Raw genomic sequence first — 23,422 nt, forward strand, 5'->3', positions numbered from 1 at the left:
TGCTCCGTGGAATCGATGCCGTGAGGCGTGACAGACATACAGCCTACGGCATCGAAACGCGCGCCTGCACGGTGGCCGCCAGGGCCTCGCGCTGTGCAGCGTCCAGCCGCAGGCCGAGATGGCTGCGGCGCCACAGCACGTCCTCGGCGGTGCGTACCCATTCGTGCGTGATCAGGTAGTCCAGCTCGCGCTCGTGCAGGCCGCCGCCATGGTCCTGGCCCAATGCGTCGCGTGTCTGGGCGCCGGCAAGCAGGCCGCTTGCGCGCGTGCCGTAGCTGGTGGCCAGGCGCTGGAGCATGGCAGGGGACAGGTGAGGATGATCGCGCTGCAGGGTCTCAGCCACCTGTACCGCGTCGCCACCGTCGCCACCGGGCAGCGGTGGCCCGCCGGCCGTCCAGGCCGGTCCCATCGCCGGCAGCGAGGGTGACAGGCGCCCAAGCGCTTCCTCGGCCAACGCGCGGTACGTGGTGAGTTTGCCGCCCAGCACGCTCAGCAGCGGGGCGCCGGCGGTATCCAGCTCCAACCGGTAATCGCGGGTGACCTGCGATGCAGCGCGATGATGATCGGCCAGCAGCGGGCGCACGCCGCTGTAGCGCCAGACGATGTCCTCGGCCTCGACCGGCACGCGCAGGAACCGGTTCACCGCATCAAGCAGATAGGCCTGCTCCTCCGCGCGCGGTTTGACCCACGCCGGATCACCGTCGTAATCGGTATCGGTGGTGCCGATCAGGGTGAAGTCCTGCTCGAACGGGATCGCGAACACCACGCGCTGGTCGGGCTGCTGGAACAGGTAGGCGCTGTCATGTGCGAACAGGCGCGGCACCACCAGGTGGCTGCCCTGCACGAGCCGCAGCCCGAGCGGTGCATCCAGCCCCGCGCGCTGCAGCACCGTGCCGGCCCAGGGGCCGCTGGCGTTGACCACGCAGCGGGCGCGGATGCGCTGCACGTCGCCGCTGGCCGTACGCAGCACCGCCCACCAGTGGTCGCGGTGGCGGATCAACTGTTCGCAGCGGGTGCGGGTGCGGATATCGGCACCGCGCTCGTGTGCATCCAGTGCGTTGAGCACCACCAGCCGGGCATCGTTGACGCGGGCGTCCGCATACGTGAAGCCGGTCCGGTAGCCCGGCTGCAACGTCTCGCCGCGGGGATCGCGTTGCAGGTCGATGCGCTGCGAGGGCGGGAAATGCGGATTGGGGCGGCCCAGGTGGTCGTACAGCCACAGGCCGGCACGCAGCATCCAGGCCGGGCGCAGATGGCGCGCATGCGGCAGCACGAACGTAGTCGGGGCAATGAGGTGCGGGGCGAGCTGGCGCAGCGTTTCGCGTTCGTTGAGCGCCTTGCGCACCAACGCGACTTCACCCTGCTGCAGGTAGCGCAGGCCACCGTGGATCAGCTTGGTGCTGGCGCTGGAGGTGTGGGCGGCCAGGTCATCCTGCTCGCACAGACATACCGAGAGCCCGCGCCCGGCCGCATCCCGCGCGATCCCGGCGCCATTGATGCCGCCGCCCACCACCAGCATGTCGAAGGACTCGCGCATCGGTTCCCCGGGGCGGATCGGCGTGGTCCGCCGTGGTGGCCAGTGTCGGGCAGTGGTCGGCAACGCCCGATGAAAGTAGCGGGCCCCACAACGACAACGGGCCCGCAAGGGGCCCGTTGTGCGTACTGCGTGGTGCGGAAGAGGCGTGCTTAGAAGCGCGCGCCGATGCCGAAGCCCACGGTCCACGGATCCAGCTTGGCCTTGTCGCCGGTGCCTTCGCCGTTGACGGTCAGTTCCGGGCGCGAATGCATGTAGCGGGCATCGGCGCGGGCGAACCAGGTGCTGTTGATGTTCATGTCCACGCCGACGGTGCCGATCGCGCCCTTGGCGGTCTTCACACCGATGTGGCCGATGTCGCTGGCGAGGTCTTCATTGCTGAAGTTGGACTCGTAGTAACCGGCGCCCACGAACGGACGGAACACGTTGTCGGCCTGGCCGAAGTGGTACTGGCCGCTCAGCGCGATCGGCTGCTGCTCGACGGTGCCCAGGCGGGCGCCATCGGTGCCGCGCACGCGGTGGTCGAACTTGTCCGCTGCGCCCCACAGTTCCACGGCCCAGTTGTCGTTGATGTAGTAGCTGAAGCTCAGGGTCGGGGCCGGGCCACCGTCCACCTTGCGCACGCCGTCCAGCGGGTCATTCTTCGGCTGCAGCAGCGAGACGCCGCCGACCACGGCGAAGTGCTTGCCGGACGCGGTATCAACGGTGCTGTCCTGCGCGAAAGCAGCCGGCGCAAAAGCAAGAGCAGTCAGGGTAGCCAGGGTCAGAGTACGGATGGAGCGCATGGGGGAATCTCCTCAGGATGTTTTTGTTCTGGGCCCCGGTGTTGTGGGGCGAGGCAACCGTAGTCCCCGCAATATGAATCGCATCCGACGCGCGTTAAATTTTAGTTGTTTCCATTCAGCGATCAGTGCGAAACCGCTGTATTTCCGGGCGATCATGCAACCTCCGACATTCATGCATCTGGTGACCGTGTGATGGAAACAACACGCTGCATCGGCTTTCCTGCGCAGCTGAATGCAGGATGCCGCGTGCTGGTGCTCGGCTCGATGCCCGGCGTGGCGTCGCTGCAGGCCGCGCAGTACTACGCGCATCCGCGCAATCGTTTCTGGCCGTTGATGGGCGTGCTGTGCGGGATCGACGCAACGCTTGCTTATCCCGATCGCATGCATGCACTGAACGCGACCGGCGTGGGCGTGTGGGATGTGATCGGGCAGTGCGAACGGCGCGGCAGCCTGGATGCGTCGATCGTGCGTGGCAGTGAAATCCCCAATGCGCTGGGCGCACTGATCGAGGGGCTGCCCGCGCTGTGCGCGATCGCCTGCAATGGCGGCACCGCCTACCGCGCGTTCCAGCGGTTCATCGCGCCCGCGCTTGTCGGACGGGCGCAGGCGTTGCCGGTCTGGTCGCTGCCCTCCACCAGCCCCGCCAATGCGGCCTGGCCGCTGCCCCTGCTGGTGCAGGCGTGGCAGCCGCTGTTCGATGCCGTGCGCCGCTGAGGCGGGGACAGCGGCGGACAATACGGTACCGACTGGAAAATTCCGCTTTGCACTGTGCCAAGCCGAATGCGGCCAAAGCAGATGCCTGCAACAGCCTGTCCCGGGACAGGGGGGCGGAAAATTCGCCAAGCCGGTTGGCGCTGGCGCGCGATACCCCCACAATAGGCGATTCCCTACACCAGATTGCCGGAGTTTTCCCCATGGCCGAAATCAAGGAAGCACTTGTCCCCGATATCGGTGACTACAGCGATATCCCGGTAATCGAGGTACTGGTCGCCGTTGGAGATACCGTCAAGAAAGACCAGGGTCTGGTGACGCTGGAATCGGACAAGGCCACGATGGAAGTGCCGTCCTCGGTGGCCGGTATCGTCAAGGAAATCAAGGTCAAGGTCGGCGACAACCTCTCCGAGGGCAAGCTCGTGGCCCTGATCGAAGTCAGCGAAGAGGCCGCCGCGCCGGCCGCTGCGGCTGCCCCGGCCCCGGCCGCCAAGACCGAAGCGGCCGAGACCGCGACCAAGGTCGAGCCCGTCGCCGCCCCGGCCGAGCCGGACAAGCTGGCCGCCCGTGACATCGAACAGTCCGCCGCCAAGCCGACCCAGCCGGCCCCGGCCGCTGCTGCCCCGTCGGGCGGCTCGCCGACCAGCCCGCCGGTCGCCTTCAACGCCGACAGCGTGCTGCCGCAGAAGGTGCCCTACGCATCGCCGGCCGTGCGCGTGTTCGCCCGCGAGCTGGGCGTGGACCTGAACCAGCTGAGCGGCACCGAGAAGGGTGGCCGCATCACCAAGTCCGACGTGCAGAAGTTCGTCAAGTCGGCCCTGGCCGGCGGCGGCGCCGCCGCTGGCGGCACGGTGGCGGCCGGTGGCGGCCTGAACCTGCTGGCCTGGCCGAAGGTCGACTTCAGCAAGTTCGGTGAGGTCGAGGTCCAGCCGCTGTCGCGCATCAAGAAGATTTCGGGCGCGAACCTGGCCCGCAACTGGGCGATGATTCCGCACGTCACCCAGTTCGAGCAGGCTGACATCACCGAGCTGGAAGCCCTGCGCGTGGCCCTGAACAAGGAAAACGAGAAGGCCGGCATCAAGCTGACCATGCTCGCCTTCCTGGTCAAGGCCAGCGCCGCGGCACTGAAGAAGTTCCCGGAGTTCAACGCTTCGCTGGATGCCAGCGGCGAGAACCTGACCCTGAAGAAGTACTTCAACATCGGCTTCGCGGCCGATACGCCGAGCGGCCTGGTCGTGCCGGTGATCCGCGATGTCGACAAGAAGGGCGTGGTGCAGATCGCGCAGGAATCCGGCGAACTGGCCAAGAAGGCGCGTGATGGCAAGCTCGGCCCGGCGGACATGAGCGGTGGCTGCTTCTCGATCAGCTCGCTGGGCGGCATTGGTGGCACTGCGTTCACCCCGATCGTCAATGCGCCGGAAGTGGCCATCCTGGGCGTGTCCAAGTCGTCGATCCAGCCGGTCTGGAACGGCAAGGAGTTCGCGCCGAAGCTGATGCTGCCGCTGTCGCTGAGCTATGACCACCGCGTCATCGATGGCGCGCTGGCCGCCCGCTTCACCACCTACCTCTCGCAGGTGCTGGCCGACATGCGGCGCGTCCTGCTGTGAAGCAGGGCCTGGTCCTGGCCGGGCTGCTGATGGCGCTGCCGATGGTGCAGCGAGCGCAGGGCGCCGGTGCTGGACGATAACGTGCGGTCCTCCACCGTGGAGGGCCAGCGTTACAGCGGCACCGGCCTGGCGTGTGGTGCGGGCCGGCGGATGATGAAACAGGTGGCGCTGCCGATCCAGGCCAGCGACACCAGGGAAAAGAAGCTCGACCGTCGCTGGAAAGATCTGGACGAGTCGCTCGAAGAACTGCAGCAACTGCTCGGCGGCAAGGCCGGCTGAGCACCAGGAGAACACGAATGGCCGCAATTGAAATCAAGGTTCCCGACATCGGCGATTACAGCGGTGTGCCGGTGATCGAACTGCTGGTCGCCGTGGGTGACACGGTGAAGAAGGACCAGGGTCTGGTCACGCTGGAATCGGACAAGGCAACGCTGGAAGTGCCCTCGTCGGCTGCTGGCGTGGTCAAGGAAATCAAGGTCAAGCTCGGCGACAACCTCTCCGAAGGCGATGTGGTGCTGCTGCTGGAGGCTGAGGGTGAGGCGGCTGCAGCGGCCGCGCCGGCCAAGGCCGAGGCACCCAAGGCCGACGCACCGGCCAGCAAGCCGCCGGTGACCCCCTCGCACCGCGCCCCGGCCGAACCGGCCGCGCCGCAGCCGGCGCTGTCCTCGGGCAAGCCGGCCGACATCGAGTGCAAGATGGTGGTGCTGGGCGCCGGCCCGGGCGGTTACACCGCTGCCTTCCGCTCGGCCGATCTGGGCGTGGACACCGTACTGGTGGAACGTTATGCCAGCCTCGGTGGCGTCTGCCTCAACGTGGGCTGCATCCCGTCCAAGGCGCTGCTGCATGCCGCCGCAGTGATCGATGAAGTTGCCCATGCCGGTGATTTCGGCGTCGAGTTCGGCAAGCCGACCATCACCCTGGACAAGCTGCGCAGCTACAAGGAAAAGGTGGTCACCCAGCTGACCAAGGGCCTGGCCGGCATGGCCAAGCAGCGCAAGGTGCGCACCGTGCAGGGCCTGGCGAAGTTCGTCTCGGCCAACGAGCTGGAGATCGTCGGCGACGACGGCAAGACCCAGCTGCTGCGCTTCGAGCAGTGCATCATCGCCGCCGGTTCGCAGGCGGTGAAGCTGCCGAACTTCCCGTGGGACGACAAGCGCGTCATGGACTCCACCGATGCGCTGGAACTGGCGGACGTGCCGGGCAAGCTGCTGGTGGTCGGTGGCGGCATCATCGGCCTGGAAATGGCGACCGTGTACGGCGCGCTGGGCAGTGAAGTGACCGTGGTCGAGTTCATGGACCAGCTGATGCCGGGCGCCGACAAGGACCTGGTCAAGCCGCTGGCCGATCGCCTGAAGAAGCAGGGCATCGTGGTGCACCTGAAGACCAAGGCGACCGACGTCAAGGCCGACAAGGCCGGCATCACCGTGTCCTTCGAAGCCGCCGTGGAAGGCGAAAAGCCGGGTCTGGAGGCAACCACCTTCGACCGCGTGCTGGTCGCCGTGGGCCGCTCGCCGAACGGCAAGAAGATCGATGCTGAGAAGGCCGGCGTGCAGGTCACCGACCGTGGCTTCATCCCGGCGGACCGCCAGATGCGCACCAACGTGCCGCACATCTTTGCGATCGGCGACATCGTCGGCAACCCGATGCTGGCCCACAAGGCCACGCACGAGGGCAAGCTGGCCGCGGAAGTGGCCGCCGGCGAGAAGAAGGAATGGGTGGCGCGCGTGATTCCGTCGGTGGCCTACACCAACCCGGAAATCGCGTGGGTCGGCGTGACCGAAACCGAAGCCAAGGCCAAGGGACTGAAGGTCGGCGTAGCCAAGTTCCCGTGGGCCGCCAGCGGCCGCGCGATCGGCATCGGCCGTACCGAGGGCTTCACCAAGCTGATCTTCGACGAAGAGACCCACCGCATCATCGGTGGCGCGATCGTCGGCGTGCACGCCGGTGACCTGCTGGCCGAGATCGGCCTGGCGATCGAGATGGGCGCGGAGGCCGAGGACATCGGCCACACCATCCACGCCCATCCGACGCTGAGCGAATCGGTGGCAATGGCCGCGGAGATCTACGACGGCACGATCACCGATCTGTACATGCCGAAGAAGAAGTAACTGGTCGATCACCGCTGTTGGTGGTGGCTCCCGTTCAACGAAAAACCCCGGCGAATGCCGGGGTTTTTTGTTGCTGGTGTTGTCGATCCAGCTTCGCTCGGGCGCCTGGCGCTCTCCTGCAGGCCACCACCGGAACTTGTCGGGGCGGTACGGATACCCTGTGGGGCGAAATCAAGGAGGAGGTGACGGCCACAGGCCGTCGCCGGGGGACATTCGCCCGACAGGGTATCCGTGCCCGCCACCCGATCACCATGCTGTTGCCCCACCCCGCAACCCAAAAAAAACGCGGCCCCGATATCCCGGAGGCCGCGCTTGGAGAGAGGTGTTGCGAGGGGCTTAGAAGACGAAGCTGACGCCTGCCACCGGACCCTTGAACTCCTGCTTCAGACCGATCGTGCCATCGCTGCCGGTCTGATCGACGTCGAGCTTGAACCAGTCGTAGCCGGCGAACACGCCGAAGTTCTTGGTGAAGCGGTAATCGACGATCGCATTGGCACGGCTCAGGTCGCCGTCGTAATCGTCGAAGTTGCCCCACTTGGTGTTCAGGTACTGGCCCTGGAAGGTGATCATCCACTTCTCGGACGGGGTGAAGCTCAGGCGTGCACCAACCACCGGGGCGACACCGTCGGCCTTCTCGTCCAGGAACTCGCCCTGGTACAGATCACCGACATCCGCGTAAGCCTTGGTGCTCACCTTGGCGTACTCGGCACCCAGCTGCAGGCCGAGGTCGAACTTGTCGGTGTCCACGACCGAGTAGTCGTAGACCAGGCTGGCGACCTGATACTTCAGCTCACCCTTGATGAAGCTGCCGGCCGGCACGTTGGTATCGCCGAAGCTCACACCCTGGTCGAGGGTCTCGCGGCGATCCTTGTCGTACTTGAAGTAGTTGAACAGCAGGCGCTGGCGGTTGCTGATGCGGAACATGCCGTCCACGCGCGGCTCCCATTCCTTGCCACCGAGGCCGAAATCTTCGGAGAAGCCCACATCCTGGCCAGCGATGTTGGTGTTGCCGCGGATCGTGTTGTCCGAATCGATCTGCATCGCACCCAGGCGCAGGGCGAAGCGGTCATCGCCTTCGGCAGCGTGGGACGGAGCGGCGTAGGAAAGCGCGGCCAGTGCGACTGGCACGGCAAGCAGGGAGAGCATCGGGCGCATCGGGGGTCCTTGCGGTGGTTCTAGTGATGTGGCGTCACATTGCCCACTGCGACGTCCACCATTCGTGAAGGTATGGTGGAGGCTGTGTGTACCGTTCATGCACTTTGGCTTACCGAAGGGCGGTTTGCTGGCCGGTTCCCGGGCCAGACCCCGTTACACGCGCTACCCGCCGGCGTTGTTCGACCCGGCCGCCAGCGCCGCAGGCCGCAAAAAGAGGGTGGCCCCGGAGAGGGCTTCGGGGCCACCCTGTACTGGCCTGCGCGCGGGACGCCGACGAGGATTCAACGGCAGGCTGGTCGTTATGACCGGACCGTGCGACCAAAGTTCAATATGCTGCACCGCCGCATCGCGTGTCCCTTTGCGCAGTGGGATTGGCCCGGTGGTGGAACAGGTTCGCAAGAGCCGCCAACGGCGGGCTTACATCCGGGATGAACAGGCAGCGGTTGTCTCTCAAATTGTCCCATTGCTATAATTTGGCGGCTCGACGAGGCGCTAGCTTGCGACCTCGGCCTTTCCTACTCACAACCATGCAGGACATTCACGTGCTGAACTCCGTTGACGCGGGTCGGCGACTGATGCTGCGCGCAGCGGTTTACCCGCTCGTTGCAGTGGCTGTCCTGGCTCTGGCCCTGCTGCTGTGGGGAGGCCCGAAGGCAGCCCTGGGGGCGTTGCTCTCCGGCGTGGCGGTTTCGGCGGCCGGCTGGGTGGCTGCGCGGATGGCGCTGGGGGGTGGGGTGCAGGCCGCAGGCTCGGCGATGACCCGCCTGATTCTGGCGGTCGTGGCAAAGTGGGTGCTCGTATTCGGCGTCCTGATGGTGGGTTTCCTGGTCTTCAAGCTGCCTGCATTGGCGCTGCTGGCCGGTATCGCCGTCGGATTGATGTTCCAGGTCCTGGCTCTGGCCAGGCGCTGATCCAATTTTCATTTAACTCAAGGTTCCGGACACATGGCAGGCGAGGCGCTGACACCCACCTCCTACATCCAACATCACCTGCACAACCTGACGTTCCATATGCAGGAAGGTGGTTTCTGGGCGATTCACGTCGACACCATTGTGACTTCGGTCCTGATGGGCCTGTTGATGGTGTTCGGCTTCTGGATGGCAACCCGCAAGGCCACCGCCGGCGTCCCGGGCAAGTGGCAGGCATTCGTCGAGATCTGCCTGGAATTCGTTGACCGCCAGGCCAAGGACACCTACCACGGCACCAGCAAGCTGGTGACCCCGATCGCGATCACCCTGTTCTTCTGGATCCTCATGATGAATCTCATCAAGATGATCCCGGCCGACTTCATCGCCATGCCGCTGGAAGCCCTCGGCGTGCCGTACTGGAAGCCGGTCCCCACCGCTGACGTCAATGCCACCCTGGGCATGTCGATCAGCGTGTTCTTCCTGATGCTGTTCTTCGCGCTGCGTTCCAAGGGCCTGGGTGGTTTCACCAGGGAATTCCTGACCGCGCCGTTCGGCAAGTGGATGATGCCGTTCAACCTGATCCTCAACATCGTCGAGTGGCTGAGCAAGCCGATTTCGCTGGCGATGCGACTGTTCGGCAACATGTTCGGCGGCGAAATCGTCTTCCTGCTGATCTGGGTGCTGGGCGGTGCGGGTATCGCCGGTGCCATCGCAGGCGGTGCATTCGGCCTGGGCTGGATGCTGTTCCACCTGCTGGTGATTCCGCTGCAGGCGTTCATCTTCATGATGTTGTCCATCGTGTACCTGAGCCTGTCGGAAGACGCTCACTGAGTTTCGCTTCACCCTTCATCCGTTTGTTTCTAAACCCTTAGCTATTCAAAGTTCCAGGAGAAAACCATGTACTTCGCCGTCCTGACCAACCTCGCCCAAGTCCAGAGCTCCACCGTCCTCGCCGTCGGCATCATGATCGGCCTGGCCGCGCTGGGTGCCGGTCTCGGTCTGGCCATCATGGCCGGTAAGTTCCTGGAATCGGCTGCCCGTCAGCCGGAACTGATTCCGGTTCTGCAGGTCCGCATGTTCATCACCGCCGGCCTGATCGACGCCGCGTTCATCATCTCGGTCGCCGTCGGCCTGCTGCTGGCCTTCGCCAACCCGATGATCGGCGAGTTCGTTGCACGCCTGCCGCAGGTTGCTGGTTAATCCAGCAACAGCGAAACGATCAGGCGCCGTGTGCGCCTGATCGCGGATGAAGGATCGGATGCGCCGCCAAGGCGGCCCATCCACCCCGTCACCCCCGATTGAGCGAACCCCATGGATATCGGTTTTACCCTCGTTGCCCAGGGACTGGCGTTTGCCGGTCTGATCTGGATCATCGCGACCAAGATCTGGCCGCCGTTGATGAACGCCATCGAAGAGCGTCAGCAGAAGATCGCTGAAGGCCTCGCCGCTGCCGACCGCAGCCAGAAGGATCTGGCCCAGGCGCAGGAAAAGGTCAACGATGCACTGAAGGATGCGCGCACCAAGGCCAACGAGATCATCGATCAGGCCCACGCACGCGCCAACCAGATCGTTGATGCCGCCAAGAATGAAGCCATCGTCGAAGCCAACCGCCAGAAAGACCTGGCCCACGCCGAGATCGAAGCTGCCGCCAACCGTGCCCGTGAAGATCTGCGCAAGCAGGTGTCCGCCCTGGCCGTGAGCGGTGCCGAAAAGCTGCTCAAGCGCGAAATCGACGCCAACGCCCACAAGGCGCTGCTCGACGAGCTGGCCTCGGAGATCTGATCGATGAGCCAGGCCCTCACGCTTGCACGCCCGTATGCCCGCGCCGCGTTCGCGACCGCGCGCGACGAAGGCACGTTCGCGCCGTGGTCGGACGCGCTTGCGTTCTCCGCCCACGTAGCTGCCGACCCGCGCGTGGCGGCCTTGCTGTCGAACCCGGAACTGGACCGCGACGATGCCGTCGCGATGCTGGTGCCGGAATCGTCCAGCGAGACCTTCGGTCGCTTCCTGGCCATCCTGGCCGATGCGCACCGTCTGCCGCTGCTGCCGGAAATCGCCGGCATGTACGACCAGCTGCGCGCTGAAGCCGAACACGTGGTCAAGGCCACGGTGACCTCGGCCACCGAACTGTCCGGCGCCGAACTGGACGCCATCAAGGCCGCGCTGCGCAAGCGCTTCGGCCGCGAGGTGGACGTGACGACCGCGGTCGATGCGTCGCTGATCGGCGGTGCCGTGATCGACGCCGGCGATGTGGTCATCGATGGCTCGCTCAAGGGCAAGCTGTCGCGCCTGCAGACCGCGCTCGCTAACTGAATTCATTTAACGTCCGGCGTGATTGCCGGCACTAGGACTTGACGATGGCAACCACGCTCAACCCCTCCGAAATCAGCGAACTGATCAAGAACCGCATCGAGAAGGTCAAGCTGGCCGCGGAATCGCGCAACGAAGGCACCGTGACCAGCGTGTCCGACGGCATCGTGCGCATCTTCGGTCTGGCCGACGTGATGCAGGGCGAAATGATCGAACTGCCGAACAACACCTTCGCCCTGGCCCTGAACCTGGAGCGCGACTCGGTCGGCGCCGTGGTCTTGGGTGGCTATGAGCACCTGCGCGAAGGCGACGTCGCCAAGACCACCGGCCGCATCCTGGAAGTGCCGGTCGGTCCGGAAATGCTGGGCCGCGTCGTGAACGCGCTCGGTGAGCCGATCGATGGCAAGGGCCCGATCGCGGCCAAGGCCACTGCGCCGGTGGAGCGCGTTGCGCCGGGCGTGATCTGGCGCAAGTCGGTCGACCAGCCGGTGCAGACCGGTTACAAGTCCGTCGACTCGATGATCCCGATCGGTCGCGGCCAGCGCGAGCTGGTCATCGGTGACCGCCAGACCGGCAAGACCGCCCTGGCCATCGATGCGGTGATCAACCAGAAAGAAACCGGCATCAAGTGCGTGTACGTCGCGATCGGCCAGAAGGCCTCGACCGTGGCCAACATCGTGCGCAAGCTGGAAGAGAACGGCGCCCTGGCGCACACCGTGGTGGTCGCTGCGACCGCGTCCGAATCGGCCGCGATGCAGTACATCAGCGCCTACTCGGGCTGCACCATGGGTGAGTACTTCATGGACCGCGGCGAAGACGCGCTGATCGTGTACGACGATCTGTCCAAGCAGGCTGTCGCCTACCGCCAGATCTCGCTGCTGCTGAAGCGCCCGCCGGGCCGTGAAGCCTACCCGGGTGACGTGTTCTACCTGCACTCCCGCCTGCTCGAGCGCGCTGCCCGCGTGTCCGAAGAGTATGTGGAGAAGTTCACCGACGGCGCCGTCAAGGGCAAGACCGGCTCGCTCACCGCGCTGCCGATCATCGAAACCCAGGCCGGTGACGTCTCGGCCTTCGTGCCGACCAACGTGATCTCGATCACCGACGGCCAGATCTTCCTGGAAACCGATCTGTTCAACTCGGGCATCCGCCCGGCCGTGAACGCCGGTATCTCGGTGTCGCGCGTCGGTGGTGCGGCCCAGACCAAGATCATCAAGAAGCTGTCCGGCGGCATCCGTATCTCGCTGGCCCAGTACCGTGAACTGGCTGCCTTCGCGCAGTTCGCCTCGGACCTGGACGAAGCCACCCGCAAGCAGCTCGAGCGCGGTCAGCGCGTCACCGAGCTGATGAAGCAGAAGCAGTACGCCCCGATGTCCATCGCCAACCAGGCGCTGTCGATCTACGCCGTCAACGAGGGTTACCTCGACGACGTGCCGGTCAACAAGCTGCTGGCGCTGGAAGAAGGTCTGCATGCGCACTTCGCCAACACCCAGGGCGAGCTGATCAGCAAGATCAACGCGACCGGCGGCTGGGACAATGACATCGAAGCTGCCTTCAAGAAGGGCATCACCGAGTTCAAGACCACCGGCAGCTGGTAATACCGGTCCTGTAGAGCGGAGCGTTGCTCCGCTGGGCTGAAAGCAGCGGAGCAACGCTCCGCTCTACGTCAAACGCGGGGCCTGTGCCCCGCGCCACGGGAAGAAGAGATGGCAAGCGGACGCGAAATCAAAACCAAGATCAAGAGCGTGCAGAACACCCGCAAGGTGACGCGTGCGCTCGAAATGGTCTCGGCCTCCAAGATCCGCAAGGCGCAGGAGCGGATGAAGACGTCGCGTCCGTATGCGCAGGCGATGAAGCAGGTGATCGGTCACCTGGCCCAGGCCAGCACCGACTACCAGCATCCGTTCCTGGTCCAGCGTGACGAAGTCAAGCGCGTCGGTTACATCGTGGTCTCTTCCGACCGCGGTCTGGCGGGCGGCCTGAACAACAACCTGTTCCGCAAGATGCTGGGCGAAGTGCGCCAGTGGCAGGACAAGGGCGCCGAGATCGACGTGGTCACCGTCGGCCAGAAGGCCTCGACCTTCTTCCGTCGCGTCAAGGTCAACATGGTCGGCACCGTCACCCACATGGGCGATGTGCCGCACCTGGAACAGCTGATCGGCGTGATCAAGGTGATGCTCGATGCGTTCACCGAAGGCAAGGTCGACCGCGTGTACCTGGTCTACAACCGCTTCATCAACACGATGACGCAGAAGGCCAGCTTCGATCAGCTGCTGCCGTTGCCGGCGGCTGAGAAGCAGGTCGCGCATCACGACTGGGACTACCTGTACGAACCCGACGCCGCGACCGTGCTCGAGCACGTGATGACGCGTTACGTCGAGTCGCTGGTGTACCAGGCCGTGCTGGAAAACGTCGCGTCCGAGCATGCAGCCCGCATGGTCGCGATGAAGTCGGCCAGTGACAACGCGAACAAGCTGATCGGCACCCTGCAGCTCGTCTACAACAAGGCGCGCCAAGCAGCGATCACCCAGGAAATCTCCGAAATCGTCGGCGGCGCGGCAGCAGTCTGACGCGCACAGTCAAAGCACACATTAGAGGATTGCAGCAATGAGTCAGGGCAAGATCGTTCAGATCATCGGCGCCGTCGTCGACGTCGAATTCCCCCGCGAGTCGGTGCCGAAGGTGTACCACGCGCTGAAGGTGGACAACACCGAAATCACGCTGGAAGTGCAGCAGCAGCTGGGTGACGGCGTGGTCCGCTGCATCGCGCTGGGCTCCACCGACGGCCTGAAGCGCAACCTGGTCGCCACCAACACCGAACGCGCCATTTCGGTGCCGGTCGGCGCGGGCACGCTGGGCCGCATCATGGACGTGCTGGGTCGCCCGATCGACGAAGCCGGTCCGGTCACCGCCAGCGACACCTGGGAAATCCATCGTTCGGCTCCGTCGTACGAAGACCAGTCCCCGGCCACCGAGCTGCTGGAAACCGGCATCAAGGTCATCGACCTGATGTGCCCGTTCGCCAAGGGCGGCAAGGTCGGCCTGTTCGGCGGCGCCGGCGTCGGCAAGACCGTCAACATGATGGAACTGATCAACAACATCGCCAAGGCGCACAGCGGTCTGTCCGTGTTCGCCGGCGTGGGTGAGCGTACCCGTGAGGGCAACGACTTCTACCACGAGATGAAGGACTCCAACGTCCTGGACAAGGTCGCGATGGTGTACGGCCAGATGAACGAGCCGCCGGGCAACCGTCTGCGCGTCGCCCTGACCGGCCTGACCATGGCCGAGTACTTCCGCGATGAGAAGGACGAGAACGGCAAGGGCAAGGACGTGCTGCTGTTCGTCGACAACATCTACCGCTACACCCTGGCCGGTACCGAAGTGTCGGCACTGTTGGGCCGTATGCCGTCGGCCGTGGGCTACCAGCCGACCCTGGCCGAGGAAATGGGCGTCCTGCAGGAGCGCATCACCTCGACCAAGAATGGCTCGATCACCTCGATCCAGGCCGTGTACGTGCCCGCCGATGACTTGACCGATCCGTCGCCGGCCACCACGTTCGCCCATCTGGATTCGACCGTGACCCTGTCGCGTTCGATCGCCTCGCTGGGTATCTACCCGGCCGTGGATCCGCTGGATTCCACCAGCCGCCAGATGGACCCGCTGGTCATCGGCAACGAGCATTACGACACCGCCCAGCGCGTCCAGCAGACCTTGCAGAAGTACAAGGAACTGAAGGACATCATCGCGATCCTGGGCATGGACGAACTGTCCGAAGAAGACAAGCAGGCCGTGACCCGCGCCCGCAAGATCGAGCGCTTCTTCAGCCAGCCGTTCCACGTGGCCGAAGTGTTCACCGGCTCGCCGGGCAAGTACGTGTCGCTGAAGGACACCATCCGTGGCTTCAAGGCCATCGTCGATGGCGAATACGACCACCTGCCGGAACAGGCGTTCTACATGGTCGGCAGCATCGAAGAAGCGGTCGAGAAGGCCAAGAAGATGGCTGAAAAGGCCTGATGCGGCGGGGACGGGCGCCATGCCCGTCCCGACCCGTCACACGGGGTGGGCGCATGCCCACCGCTGAGGACATCCTGCGGTGGGCGCGAGCCCGCCCTAAAGCGAGAAGAGTTTCATGAGCACCATCCGTTGCGACATCGTCAGCGCCGAGCAGGAAATCTTCCGTGGTGAGGCGACCCTGGTCGTGGCCACCGGTGAGCTGGGTGAGCTGGGCATCGCGCCCAAGCACGCCCCGCTGATCACCCGCCTGAAGCCGGGCAAGGTGGTGGTGACCACGCCGAGCGGCGAGCAGATCGACTTCGCCATCTCCGGCGGCATTCTCGAAGTGCAGCCGCAGGTCGTGACCGTGCTGGCCGACACCGCGATCCGTGCCCAGGACATCGACGAAGCCTCGGTCCGCAAGGCCAAGGAAGAAGCCGAGCGCATCCTGGCCAACCGTGGTGAAGCAATGGAAGTGGCCGAAGCGCAGCAGCGCCTGGCGGAAGTGTCCGCCCAGCTGCAGGCGCTGGAGCGCCTGCGCAAGAACCTCAAGCACTGAGCGGAGTGGCGCGACGGCGCCATCCGCGAAGGGAAAACGCCGGCTTGCCGGCGTTTTTTTTTGCCTGCCTCCGGGGATGCCGGCTCAGCGGAAGATCAGCGTCCGCATCAGCAGGAACGACACTGCTGCGAGGCCACCTTCGACCAGGGGTTTGGCCAGCCACGCGTAGCGAAGCCCGAGATGCTCGGCCGCCAGCGTCACCAGCAGCGTACTGATCGCGGTCAGCACGCCCCACAGCAGCAGGAAGCGCACGAACCGTGGCCAGCCCAGCCGGTGTTCGCCATCGCGGGCAAAGGTGTAACGGCCATTGAGCCAGAAGCCGAGCAGCATGCCGCTCACGCGCCCCAGCAGATTGCCGGGTGCCGCAGGCATGCCCAGCGCGGTGGCAGCCACGAACACGGCCCAGTCCAGCGCGAGCTGGATCAGGCCGATGACGAGATAGCTGCTGCCTTGGCGGAGGAGACTCACGTGCGATCCGGGTGCGGGCAATCCCACATGTTAACGAGCGGCGCACTAGAATTCCCTTCTACGATTCCCGGAACGTGATCTGCCCATGACCCAGCCCCTGCACGTGATCATCCTGGCCGCCGGCGCCGGCAAGCGCATGAAGTCGGCCCTGCCGAAAGTGCTGCAGCCCATTGCCGGCCGCCCGATGCTCGCCCACGTCATCGACACCGCGCGCCAGCTGCAGCCCGAGGCGATCCACGTGGTTTATGGCCATGGCGGTGAGGCGGTGCGGCAGGCCTTCGCGGACCAGCCGGACCTGCACTGGGCAGAGCAGAGCCGGCAGCTGGGCACCGGGCATGCCGTGCTGCAGGCCATGCCCGAAGTACCGGATGCGGCAACCGTTCTGGTGTTGTACGGCGACGTGCCGTTGATCCGCGGCGAGACGCTGCGCCACCTGCTGTCGCAGCCGGGCCGCCTGGCCGTGCTGGTGGCCGAGGTCGCCGACCCGACCGGCTACGGCCGGATCGTGCGCAACGCCGAGGGCAAGGTCGGTGCGATCGTCGAACAGAAGGATGCCAGCGACGAACAGCGCAGCATCCGCACCATCAATACCGGCATCATCACCGCCGAATCGACCGCGCTGCGCCGTTGGTTGTCCCAGCTGTCCAATGCCAACGCGCAGGGCGAGTACTACCTGACCGACATCTTTGCCGCGGCAGCGAGTGACTACACCCCGGCCGAGATGGCCTTCGTGCAGGACCCGCAGGACGCCGAAGGCGCCAACGACCCGTGGCAGCTGGCCCAGCTCGAACGCGCCTGGCAGCTGCGCGAAGTGCGTGCACTGTGCGCGCAGGGCGCGCGCGTGCTGGATCCGGCGCGGCTGGATATCCGTGGCCCGGTCACCGTCGGCAGTGACGTGCAGATCGACGTCAACGTGATCCTGGAAGGGCGCGTGGTGCTGGGCGACGGCGTCAGCATCGGCGCGTTCACCCGGCTCAAGGACGTCACCCTGGCCGCGGGCACCGTGGTCAGGCCGCACTGCGACCTGGATGGCGTGATCAGCGAAGGCGCGGCGGAGATCGGTCCGTTCGCGCGCCTGCGCCCGGGTACCGTGCTGGCCGAGGGCTCGCACGTCGGCAATTTCGTGGAAACCAAGAAGGTCGTGCTCGGCGCCGGCAGCAAGGCCAACCACCTCACCTATCTGGGCGATGCGGTGATCGGCAGCAAGGTCAACATCGGCGCGGGCACCATCACCTGCAACTACGACGGCGTGAACAAGTCGCAGACCACCATTGGCGACCGGGCCTTCATCGGCTCCAACAGCTCGCTGGTCGCGCCGGTGGTGATCGGTGAAGGCGCGACTGTCGCCGCCGGCTCGGTGATCACCCGCGGCGCCCCGGCCGACAAGCTGACCGTCGCGCGCGCACGCCAGGAAACCATCGACGGCTGGAAGCGCCCCACGAAGAAGTAACGCCGGCCGCTGGCCGGCAAGCAGGCGATCCCGGGTCCACGACGGTGCCGGCCAGCGGCCGGCACTACCGGGCGTCGGCCGGCAGGAACACCGCGACGCACAGGCCGCCCTCGCGGCGGTTCTGCAGCGAAATGCGGCCGCCATGTGCCTCGACGATCTCGCGGGTAAGCGCCAGCCCCAGCCCGGTGCCGTTGCGCTTGGTCGAATAGAACGGCATCAACGCATTCTGCAGCACCGCCTCGTTCATGCCCTTGCCGCGATCCAGGACTTCCAGCCGCAACCACTGCGGCAGCCGGGTCAGGCGGACCTCGACATCGTCGTTGGGTGGTTCGGCTTCACTGCAGGCTTCATGCGCATTCTTGAGCAGGTTCAGCAGCGCCTGCCCCAGCTGGGCGATGTCCACGCGGCTGTGCAGGTCGTCGGGCACCTCGGCCATGCGGAACGGGATCTGGTGCTGCAGCCCGCCCAGGAACAGGTTCCACTGCACGGTCTGCAGCTGCGGCTGCGGCAGTTTGGCGAAGCGTGCGTAGCCGCGGATGAACCCTTCCAGGTGCCGCGCGCGCTCTTCGATCGTGCCGAACACTTCTTCCAGCCGCTCGGTCTTGCCGCGCCGGACCAGCTCGCCACCGGAGTGGGCGAGCGAGGCGATCGGGGCCAGCGAATTGTTCAACTCGTGGCTGATCACGCGGATCACCTTCTTCCAGGTCTGCACTTCCTGGCGGCGCAGTTCGGCGGTCAGCAGGCGGATCAGCAGCAGGTCGTGCGGGCGGCCGTTGAGGTGGAAGTTGCGCCGTGACAGATGGTAGATCTGCTCATCGTCTTCGTCGCGCTCATCGTCGCTGTCCTGGCCCTCGCCGCGGACCGCGAACAGGCTGTCGCCGCCACGGGCGATGGCGTCGCGCAGCTCGATCGGCATCGTCGCCATGACATCATGCATGCGCTGGCCTTCCAGCTTCCAGCCGCTGTGCAGCAGCTTGCGCGCGGCCAGGTTGGAGAACACCACGCGCTGCACGCCGTCGCCCCCGTGGGTGAGCAGGAGCATGGACACCGGCGTGTTCTGCACCATGGTGTCCAGCAGCAGTTCGCGCTGGACCAGGTCCTGGCGCTGTGCGCGCAGCACATCGCCGAGTTCGCGGTGGGCCTGGACCAGGTCGCCGAGTTCGTCGTTGGAGGGCCAGTAGATGCCGAAGTTGTATTCGCCATCGCGGTAGCTGCTGGTCGTGCCGGACAGCGCGCGCAGCAGCGAGCGGATCGGTGCGGTCGCGCGGCTCAGGCTCCACCACATCAGGCCCATCAGCACCACGGTCGAGATCGTGGTGACCGCCCAGCCATGGTCCAGCCAGTACGCCAGATACCACGGGAAGGCGGCCGCCAATGCCAGCACCGGCAGCAGGCGCAGGAACAGCCGGAAGGTGAACGAGCGCCGCTTCATTCGCGTGGAATGCCGTAGCGGTCCATGCGCCGGTACAGCGCCTGGCGGCTGAGCCCGAGTTCGGCAGCGGTCTGGGCGATGATGCCGTGGTTGTGGGCCAGCGCGGTTTCGATCCGGCTGCGGTCCGGGTCCACCGTCGGGCTCGCCGCGCGCGGGGCAGCCGCACGCGGCAGGTTGAGGTCACCGGCCTCGATGCGGGGGCCGCTGGCCAGCAGTTCGGCGCGCTGCAGCACGTTGCGCAGTTCGCGCACGTTGCCCGGCCAGGGATGCCGCTGCAGGGCGGTGGCGGCGGCGGTGGACAGCGGCTTGCCGCTGCCCAGGAAACGTTCGGCCAGGGGCAGGATGTCACCGGGGCGTTCGGCCAGTGGCGGCAGGGCCAGCTCGACGGTATTGAGGCGGTAGAACAGATCTTCGCGGAACTGGCCGTCGCGGATCATCGCCGGCAGGTCGGCATTGGTCGCACTGATCACGCGGACTTTGACCTGGCGCTCGCGGTTGGAGCCCAGCCGCTCGAATCGCCCGGTCTCGAGCACGCGCAGCAGTTTCATCTGCCCGCTGGAGGAAAGGTTGCCGATCTCGTCCAGGAACAGGGTGCCGCCGTCGGCGGCTTCAAATTTGCCTTCGCGTGCCTTGTTGGCGCCGGTGTAGGCGCCGGCCTCGGCACCGAACAGCTCGGCCTCGATCAGCTCGGCCGGAATCGCGCCGCAGTTGAGCGCGACGAACGGGCCCTTGGCGACCAGCGAATTGGCCTGGATGATCTCGGCGATCTTCTCCTTGCCCGCGCCGTTCGGGCCGGTGATCAGCACCGGCAGTGCCGAGCGCGCCACCTGGCAGGCCAGGCTGACCACGCGCTCGCTGGCCGGGTCGGCCACCACCGCACCGCGCAGATCGTACCGGGCCTCCAGCGCCGAGCGATCGCGCTGTTCGCGGTCGCGGCGGCGGTCGAGTTCGCGGCGGGTCTCGGACAGTTCCAGCAGGTTGTTGACCGTGACCAGCAGCTTGCGGTCGTCCCAGGGCTTGGCCAGGTAGTCCGCCGCGCCGGCCTTGACCAGATCCACCGCGCTGCTCAGGTGGGTCCAGGCGGTCAGCAGGATCACCGGCAGGTCCGGATGGCGTGCGCGGATCTGCTGGAACAGCGCCTCGCCTTCCTCGCCCGACGTGGTGTCTTCGGTGAAGTTCATGTCCTGGATCACCAGGTCCACCGGCTGCTGCTCCAGCAGGGCCAACCCCTGTTCGGGGGAAAGCGCGTGCAGGGTGTCGATGTCGTGCAGCGAGAACAGCACGTTCAGTGCGGTGCCGACGCTGGCGTTGTCGTCAATGATCAGGATCGAGGGCATGCGGCAACGAAGGACCGGAAGTGGGTTCAAGAGTACCGGAGCGCCGGGCCAACGGGCAGATGGCCCGGCGCGGCTGGCCTCAGCCGCCGGTGCCGGGCGCCTGCGGAATCGGCGGGGTCGGTACCGCCAGCACCTCGCTCCAGGCGGCGGTATCGACATCGACGGTCACCTGGTTGCCCTTGCGCAGCACGGTGACCGGAACCCGGGTGGCCTTGTTGCCGACCAGCGCATGGGTGAGGTCGGCCATGCGCCGTACGGGCTGGCCATCCACGCGCAGGATCCGATCGCCGCTGCGCACGCCGAAGTAGCTGCTCGGCTCGGTGGTCGTGACGCGCACGATGCCATCCTGGGCATCCACCACCAGATAGTGGCCGGCGTCACGCCACTCCAGGCGTGCGGTATCGGTCTGGGTGGCGGCCAGCGCAGGTGCGCTGGCCAGCAGGAGGGACAACAACAGGGTCGTGATGCTGGTCTTGGTCTTGGTCATGTGTTTGCTCTGGGGATGGGTCTGGTGCATTTCAGGCACTCCGGGTGGCAACGGCAGGGGGAACGGCCGCGGCGCGACGGGCCGGGCCGAAGACAGCGATCTGGCCGAGCAGCCACAGCAGCACCGCACCGATCGGCAGGTAACTGATGGGCATGCGCGGCAGCTCGTAGTTGTTCATCAGCCACAGGTTGATCGTGTAGGCCATCAACATGCCCAGCACGATGCCGACCGTGGCCAGCAGGAAGTTCTCGGTCTGGAAGTACCGCAGGATCTGGCTGCGGGTCGCGCCCAGCGCACGGCGGATGCCGATCTGCTTGGTGCGCTGCTGCACCCAGAAGCTGGCCAGGCCGACGATGCCCAGTGCGGTCACCACCAGCAGGGCCACACACACGGTGATCAGCAGGCCGACCATGGCGCGGTCATTGGCGAAGTACTTCCTGCGCTGCTCCTCGTAGGTGTACTTGCCGTGCACCAAGCGGCTTGAATCCACCCGCTCCAATGCCGCCACCGCGGACTTGAGCACTTCGTCGCGCCGGCTCGGATCGGTGACCCGGATCAGGTAGAAGCCCTCGTCATAGGTAGTGCGCAGTGGCAGGACCATCGAGAACTGTGAATCGCCTTCGCGAGCGGTCGGGCGGGCGAGTACCTTGACGATGCCGATGATGCGCAGCGGCATGGAGCCGCTATAGATCGTCTTGCCCAGTGCATCGCCGCCGGGGAACATCTTGTCCGCAATCGCCTGGGTAACGATGACGGCCGAGCCCTCGTCCGCGGCTGCTTCGTCATTCTTGACGACTTCCAGGTCCCGGTACTCATCGGGCTGGAAATCACGACCGGCGATCAGCTCCACGCCCAACGTATCCAGTGCGCCTTCGCGGCCGAAATACTGCGAAGCGCTGAGCGTCGGGCGCTCCTGGTCGGGAACCAGGCCCACGCTCGTATTCCAGGAACTGTTGCGGAACGGGATCTGGTTCAGGGTGACCGCACTCTTGACGCCCGGCAACGCCTGCAGCGCGGCAAGGTCCTCGCGGGTGCGCGCCACGGCGTTGACCTGTGGACCGATGCCGCCCAGGCGGACTTCGATCAGTTCGGTCTCGGCGATGCCGCTGGGCTGGTTGATCTTCTCGATGCGCTGCCCGATCAGGAACAGCGCATTGCAGACGATGGCGCAGGTCAGGGCGATCTCGAGCACGATCAGCGATGCGGCGGTTTTATGCCGGCGGAGCGTGGAGAGGATGGGACGGATATCCATGGTGTGCTCCGGATCCTTACTGCGATTTGAGTTGGATGGCGGGCGCGACCTGCATGGCGCGCAGCGCCGGCAGGAAACCGGCCAGCAGGCTGGCGACCAGGGTCAACGCGAAGGTCATCAGCAGCATCTGCCCATCCAGGGTGGCGAGCTTGGCGTAGTCCACCGGTTGCTGGCGCACCGCGTACAGCCCGAGCAGTGCCAGCAGCAGGCCCAGCAGGCCGCCGGCCAGACCGACGGTGCCGGCCTCGATCAGCGACTGCAGGAAGATCTGGCCGCGGCTGGCACCCAGCGCCCGGCGCACGCCGATCTCACCGCTGCGACGCAGGAACTTGGCCAGCAGCAGACCGACCGTATTGATCAGGCAGACCAGCAGGAAGCCCATTGCCAACCACAACTGCAGACGCACGTCGCCGGGGACGACCTTTTTGAAATCCAGCCATTCCATGACGTTGCGCAGCCGTACGTTGTTGGGGCGTTCGAAACGACCGGCGGCGCGCTGCTGGTCGGAGTAGTTCTCAAGATAGCGACGGTACTCCGCGGCCTGGCCGGGGTTTTCCAGCTCCACCCAGTACTGGATCCAGGTGCAGCTGGCGTTGGGACCGGTCGGGTCGGTCTCGTTGCGGCGCCCGAAGCAGTCGATGCTGCCGTTGCGGTCGAACTTCAGCTCGATCGCCGTGGAGAAGGGCAGGTAGACGTCTTCGCTGTCGCCGTAGCGGCCGGTATACAGGTCATAGAAGTGCGGGTTGGGATGCCAGTCACCCAGCACGCCCACGACGGTCATCGTGTTGCCGTTGAGGCGGACCGACTTGCCGACGCTGTTGGCGCCCTGGAACAGCTTCTGGTTGAGCGTGCTGGAAATCACCGCGACCCGACCGCGCCCGTCGTCGTCGGTTTCCTTCCAGCCCTGGCCATAGAGGAACGGCGTGTCGAACATCGGGAAGAAATCGCTCGAGGTATACCGCGCATCGGTGTTGAACGGACGCAGCGTGCTGCCCTCGGGCTCGAGGGTCACACCGCCACCGGTCATCATCGCCTGCCGCTTGGCATGCTTCTCGCGCAGCAGTTTCTCAGCATCGAAGCGGGTCAACTGGTCGGCCGGTTCTTCGCCAGGCTGATAGCCCAGCGCTGACTGTGGATCGACCAGCACGCTGAACAGCCGGTCGCTCTTCTGCGGGATCGGATCACCGGACAGCACATGGAATACGGTCAGCGTGGTCATCGAGGCGCCGATGCCCAGCGCGATGGCGATCACCATCAGCGCGGTCAGCACCTTGTTGCGCCGGAAGCTGCGCAGGGCCAGTCGGAAGTAGTAAGCGATCATGGCCGGCC

At 65.7% G+C, this 23,422-nt stretch carries 23 protein-coding genes; 14 read left to right on the plus strand and 9 right to left on the minus strand.

From position 1 onward, the window contains the following. Positions 1 to 43: 43 nt before the first annotated feature. Together glpD and NJD74_RS17670 are read right to left on the minus strand one after the other, a co-directional pair. Positions 44 to 1,537, minus strand: a complete 1,494-nt coding sequence (gene glpD / locus NJD74_RS17665) for a glycerol-3-phosphate dehydrogenase (protein WP_319624697.1) — start codon at positions 1,535 to 1,537, stop codon at positions 44 to 46. A gap of 149 nt (positions 1,538 to 1,686) precedes the next feature. Then, positions 1,687 to 2,319: an OmpW family outer membrane protein gene (locus NJD74_RS17670; RefSeq protein WP_019183623.1), complete on the minus strand. Its 633-nt coding sequence runs from the start codon at positions 2,317 to 2,319 to the stop codon at positions 1,687 to 1,689. Positions 2,320 to 2,511: 192 nt separating this feature from the next. Here NJD74_RS17670 and NJD74_RS17675 point away from each other — a divergent pair, with 192 nt between their 5' ends. The 4 genes from NJD74_RS17675 (at position 2,512) to lpdA (ending at position 6,745) form a co-directional block, all read left to right on the plus strand. Next, entirely contained in the window at positions 2,512 to 3,033 is a 522-nt protein-coding gene (locus NJD74_RS17675) for a DNA-deoxyinosine glycosylase (RefSeq protein WP_319624698.1), read from the plus strand. 200 nt (positions 3,034 to 3,233) lie between these two features. After that, positions 3,234 to 4,637 carry a dihydrolipoyllysine-residue acetyltransferase gene (gene aceF / locus NJD74_RS17680; RefSeq protein WP_019183625.1) on the plus strand — a complete coding sequence of 468 codons (1,404 nt, stop codon included), beginning with the start codon at positions 3,234 to 3,236 and terminating at the stop codon, positions 4,635 to 4,637. Positions 4,638 to 4,718: 81 nt separating this feature from the next. Continuing rightward, positions 4,719 to 4,916 carry a hypothetical protein gene (locus NJD74_RS17685; protein WP_102789368.1) on the plus strand — a complete coding sequence of 66 codons (198 nt, stop codon included), beginning with the start codon at positions 4,719 to 4,721 and terminating at the stop codon, positions 4,914 to 4,916. 17 nt (positions 4,917 to 4,933) lie between these two features. Further along, complete coding sequence (gene lpdA / locus NJD74_RS17690; protein WP_319624699.1) at positions 4,934 to 6,745, plus strand: dihydrolipoyl dehydrogenase; 1,812 nt, start codon at positions 4,934 to 4,936, stop codon at positions 6,743 to 6,745. Between the two features lie 336 nt (positions 6,746 to 7,081). On the opposite strand, the gene NJD74_RS17695 is transcribed toward lpdA, so the two are convergent. Continuing rightward, entirely contained in the window at positions 7,082 to 7,900 is an 819-nt protein-coding gene (locus tag NJD74_RS17695) for a hypothetical protein (RefSeq protein WP_019183629.1), read from the minus strand. Between the two features lie 542 nt (positions 7,901 to 8,442). Here NJD74_RS17695 and NJD74_RS17700 point away from each other — a divergent pair. The 9 genes from NJD74_RS17700 to NJD74_RS17740 all read left to right on the plus strand — a co-directional run bounded on the left by NJD74_RS17700 (position 8,443) and on the right by NJD74_RS17740 (position 15,667). Then, on the plus strand, positions 8,443 to 8,811 hold the full coding sequence (locus NJD74_RS17700) for a hypothetical protein (protein WP_026069845.1): 369 nt from the start codon (positions 8,443 to 8,445) through the stop codon (positions 8,809 to 8,811). A gap of 33 nt (positions 8,812 to 8,844) precedes the next feature. Continuing rightward, positions 8,845 to 9,639, plus strand: a complete 795-nt coding sequence (gene atpB / locus NJD74_RS17705; RefSeq protein ID WP_319624700.1) for a F0F1 ATP synthase subunit A — start codon at positions 8,845 to 8,847, stop codon at positions 9,637 to 9,639. 66 nt (positions 9,640 to 9,705) lie between these two features. Further along, positions 9,706 to 10,008: a F0F1 ATP synthase subunit C gene (gene atpE / locus NJD74_RS17710; RefSeq protein ID WP_017354883.1), complete on the plus strand. Its 303-nt coding sequence runs from the start codon at positions 9,706 to 9,708 to the stop codon at positions 10,006 to 10,008. A 111-nt stretch (positions 10,009 to 10,119) separates the two neighbouring features. After that, complete coding sequence (locus tag NJD74_RS17715; RefSeq protein ID WP_019183632.1) at positions 10,120 to 10,590, plus strand: F0F1 ATP synthase subunit B; 471 nt, start codon at positions 10,120 to 10,122, stop codon at positions 10,588 to 10,590. 3 nt (positions 10,591 to 10,593) lie between these two features. Beyond that, positions 10,594 to 11,121 (plus strand): F0F1 ATP synthase subunit delta, encoded by a 528-nt coding sequence (locus NJD74_RS17720; RefSeq protein WP_019183633.1) that lies wholly within the window; start codon positions 10,594 to 10,596, stop codon positions 11,119 to 11,121. A gap of 44 nt (positions 11,122 to 11,165) precedes the next feature. After that, on the plus strand, positions 11,166 to 12,713 hold the full coding sequence (atpA, locus tag NJD74_RS17725; RefSeq protein WP_019183634.1) for a F0F1 ATP synthase subunit alpha: 1,548 nt from the start codon (positions 11,166 to 11,168) through the stop codon (positions 12,711 to 12,713). Positions 12,714 to 12,821: 108 nt separating this feature from the next. Further along, a complete protein-coding gene (gene atpG, locus NJD74_RS17730) occupies positions 12,822 to 13,685 on the plus strand; it encodes a F0F1 ATP synthase subunit gamma (protein WP_019183635.1) in 864 nt (287 codons plus the stop codon). A 37-nt stretch (positions 13,686 to 13,722) separates the two neighbouring features. Next, positions 13,723 to 15,129, plus strand: coding sequence for a F0F1 ATP synthase subunit beta (gene atpD / locus NJD74_RS17735; RefSeq protein WP_070471889.1), 1,407 nt, complete (start codon positions 13,723 to 13,725; stop codon positions 15,127 to 15,129). A 115-nt stretch (positions 15,130 to 15,244) separates the two neighbouring features. Beyond that, a complete protein-coding gene (locus tag NJD74_RS17740; protein ID WP_019183637.1) occupies positions 15,245 to 15,667 on the plus strand; it encodes a F0F1 ATP synthase subunit epsilon in 423 nt (140 codons plus the stop codon). A gap of 84 nt (positions 15,668 to 15,751) precedes the next feature. Here NJD74_RS17740 and NJD74_RS17745 read toward each other — a convergent pair whose 3' ends face one another. Then, positions 15,752 to 16,135 carry a GtrA family protein gene (locus tag NJD74_RS17745; protein ID WP_019183638.1) on the minus strand — a complete coding sequence of 128 codons (384 nt, stop codon included), beginning with the start codon at positions 16,133 to 16,135 and terminating at the stop codon, positions 15,752 to 15,754. A gap of 85 nt (positions 16,136 to 16,220) precedes the next feature. Between NJD74_RS17745 and glmU the strand changes: the two genes are divergently transcribed. Continuing rightward, positions 16,221 to 17,585 (plus strand): bifunctional UDP-N-acetylglucosamine diphosphorylase/glucosamine-1-phosphate N-acetyltransferase GlmU, encoded by a 1,365-nt coding sequence (gene glmU, locus NJD74_RS17750; protein WP_319624701.1) that lies wholly within the window; start codon positions 16,221 to 16,223, stop codon positions 17,583 to 17,585. Positions 17,586 to 17,649: 64 nt separating this feature from the next. On the opposite strand, the gene NJD74_RS17755 is transcribed toward glmU, so the two are convergent. The 5 genes from NJD74_RS17755 to NJD74_RS17775 form a co-directional block, all read right to left on the minus strand. Then, positions 17,650 to 19,017, minus strand: a complete 1,368-nt coding sequence (locus NJD74_RS17755) for a HAMP domain-containing sensor histidine kinase (protein WP_070471890.1) — start codon at positions 19,015 to 19,017, stop codon at positions 17,650 to 17,652. Continuing rightward, positions 19,014 to 20,354 carry a sigma-54 dependent transcriptional regulator gene (locus tag NJD74_RS17760; protein WP_019183641.1) on the minus strand — a complete coding sequence of 447 codons (1,341 nt, stop codon included), beginning with the start codon at positions 20,352 to 20,354 and terminating at the stop codon, positions 19,014 to 19,016. The genes NJD74_RS17755 and NJD74_RS17760 overlap by 4 nt, the downstream gene beginning before the upstream one ends. Positions 20,355 to 20,433: 79 nt before the next feature. Continuing rightward, positions 20,434 to 20,841, minus strand: a complete 408-nt coding sequence (locus NJD74_RS17765; RefSeq protein WP_254427877.1) for a PDZ domain-containing protein — start codon at positions 20,839 to 20,841, stop codon at positions 20,434 to 20,436. Between the two features lie 31 nt (positions 20,842 to 20,872). Next, positions 20,873 to 22,093, minus strand: a complete 1,221-nt coding sequence (locus NJD74_RS17770) for an FtsX-like permease family protein (protein WP_070471891.1) — start codon at positions 22,091 to 22,093, stop codon at positions 20,873 to 20,875. Between the two features lie 16 nt (positions 22,094 to 22,109). Beyond that, a complete protein-coding gene (locus NJD74_RS17775) occupies positions 22,110 to 23,414 on the minus strand; it encodes an ABC transporter permease (protein WP_019183644.1) in 1,305 nt (434 codons plus the stop codon). Between the last annotated feature and the right edge of the window lie 8 nt (positions 23,415 to 23,422).

Source organism: Stenotrophomonas sp. RG-453, from assembly GCF_033843685.1.
GTDB classification, from domain to species: domain Bacteria; phylum Pseudomonadota; class Gammaproteobacteria; order Xanthomonadales; family Xanthomonadaceae; genus Stenotrophomonas; species Stenotrophomonas bentonitica_A.

Bases quoted from the DNA above. Each gene is read 5' to 3' on its own strand.
- aceF (WP_019183625.1), top strand. From the start codon at position 3,234: ATGGCCGAAATCAAGGAAGCACTTGTCCCCGATATCGGTGACTACAGC.
- glmU (WP_319624701.1), top strand. From the start codon at position 16,221: ATGACCCAGCCCCTGCACGTGATCATCCTGGCCGCCGGCGCCGGCAAG.
- NJD74_RS17740 (WP_019183637.1), top strand. From the start codon at position 15,245: ATGAGCACCATCCGTTGCGACATCGTCAGCGCCGAGCAGGAAATCTTC.
- NJD74_RS17670 (WP_019183623.1), bottom strand. From the start codon at position 2,319: ATGCGCTCCATCCGTACTCTGACCCTGGCTACCCTGACTGCTCTTGCT.
- NJD74_RS17765 (WP_254427877.1), bottom strand. From the start codon at position 20,841: ATGACCAAGACCAAGACCAGCATCACGACCCTGTTGTTGTCCCTCCTG.
- NJD74_RS17760 (WP_019183641.1), bottom strand. From the start codon at position 20,354: ATGCCCTCGATCCTGATCATTGACGACAACGCCAGCGTCGGCACCGCA.
- lpdA (WP_319624699.1), top strand. From the start codon at position 4,934: ATGGCCGCAATTGAAATCAAGGTTCCCGACATCGGCGATTACAGCGGT.
- atpD (WP_070471889.1), top strand. From the start codon at position 13,723: ATGAGTCAGGGCAAGATCGTTCAGATCATCGGCGCCGTCGTCGACGTC.
- atpE (WP_017354883.1), top strand. From the start codon at position 9,706: ATGTACTTCGCCGTCCTGACCAACCTCGCCCAAGTCCAGAGCTCCACC.
- atpB (WP_319624700.1), top strand. From the start codon at position 8,845: ATGGCAGGCGAGGCGCTGACACCCACCTCCTACATCCAACATCACCTG.
- glpD (WP_319624697.1), bottom strand. From the start codon at position 1,537: ATGCGCGAGTCCTTCGACATGCTGGTGGTGGGCGGCGGCATCAATGGC.
- NJD74_RS17675 (WP_319624698.1), top strand. From the start codon at position 2,512: ATGGAAACAACACGCTGCATCGGCTTTCCTGCGCAGCTGAATGCAGGA.
- atpG (WP_019183635.1), top strand. From the start codon at position 12,822: ATGGCAAGCGGACGCGAAATCAAAACCAAGATCAAGAGCGTGCAGAAC.
- NJD74_RS17695 (WP_019183629.1), bottom strand. From the start codon at position 7,900: ATGCGCCCGATGCTCTCCCTGCTTGCCGTGCCAGTCGCACTGGCCGCG.
- NJD74_RS17715 (WP_019183632.1), top strand. From the start codon at position 10,120: ATGGATATCGGTTTTACCCTCGTTGCCCAGGGACTGGCGTTTGCCGGT.
- atpA (WP_019183634.1), top strand. From the start codon at position 11,166: ATGGCAACCACGCTCAACCCCTCCGAAATCAGCGAACTGATCAAGAAC.
- NJD74_RS17755 (WP_070471890.1), bottom strand. From the start codon at position 19,017: ATGAAGCGGCGCTCGTTCACCTTCCGGCTGTTCCTGCGCCTGCTGCCG.
- NJD74_RS17770 (WP_070471891.1), bottom strand. From the start codon at position 22,093: ATGGATATCCGTCCCATCCTCTCCACGCTCCGCCGGCATAAAACCGCC.
- NJD74_RS17720 (WP_019183633.1), top strand. From the start codon at position 10,594: ATGAGCCAGGCCCTCACGCTTGCACGCCCGTATGCCCGCGCCGCGTTC.
- NJD74_RS17775 (WP_019183644.1), bottom strand. From the start codon at position 23,414: ATGATCGCTTACTACTTCCGACTGGCCCTGCGCAGCTTCCGGCGCAAC.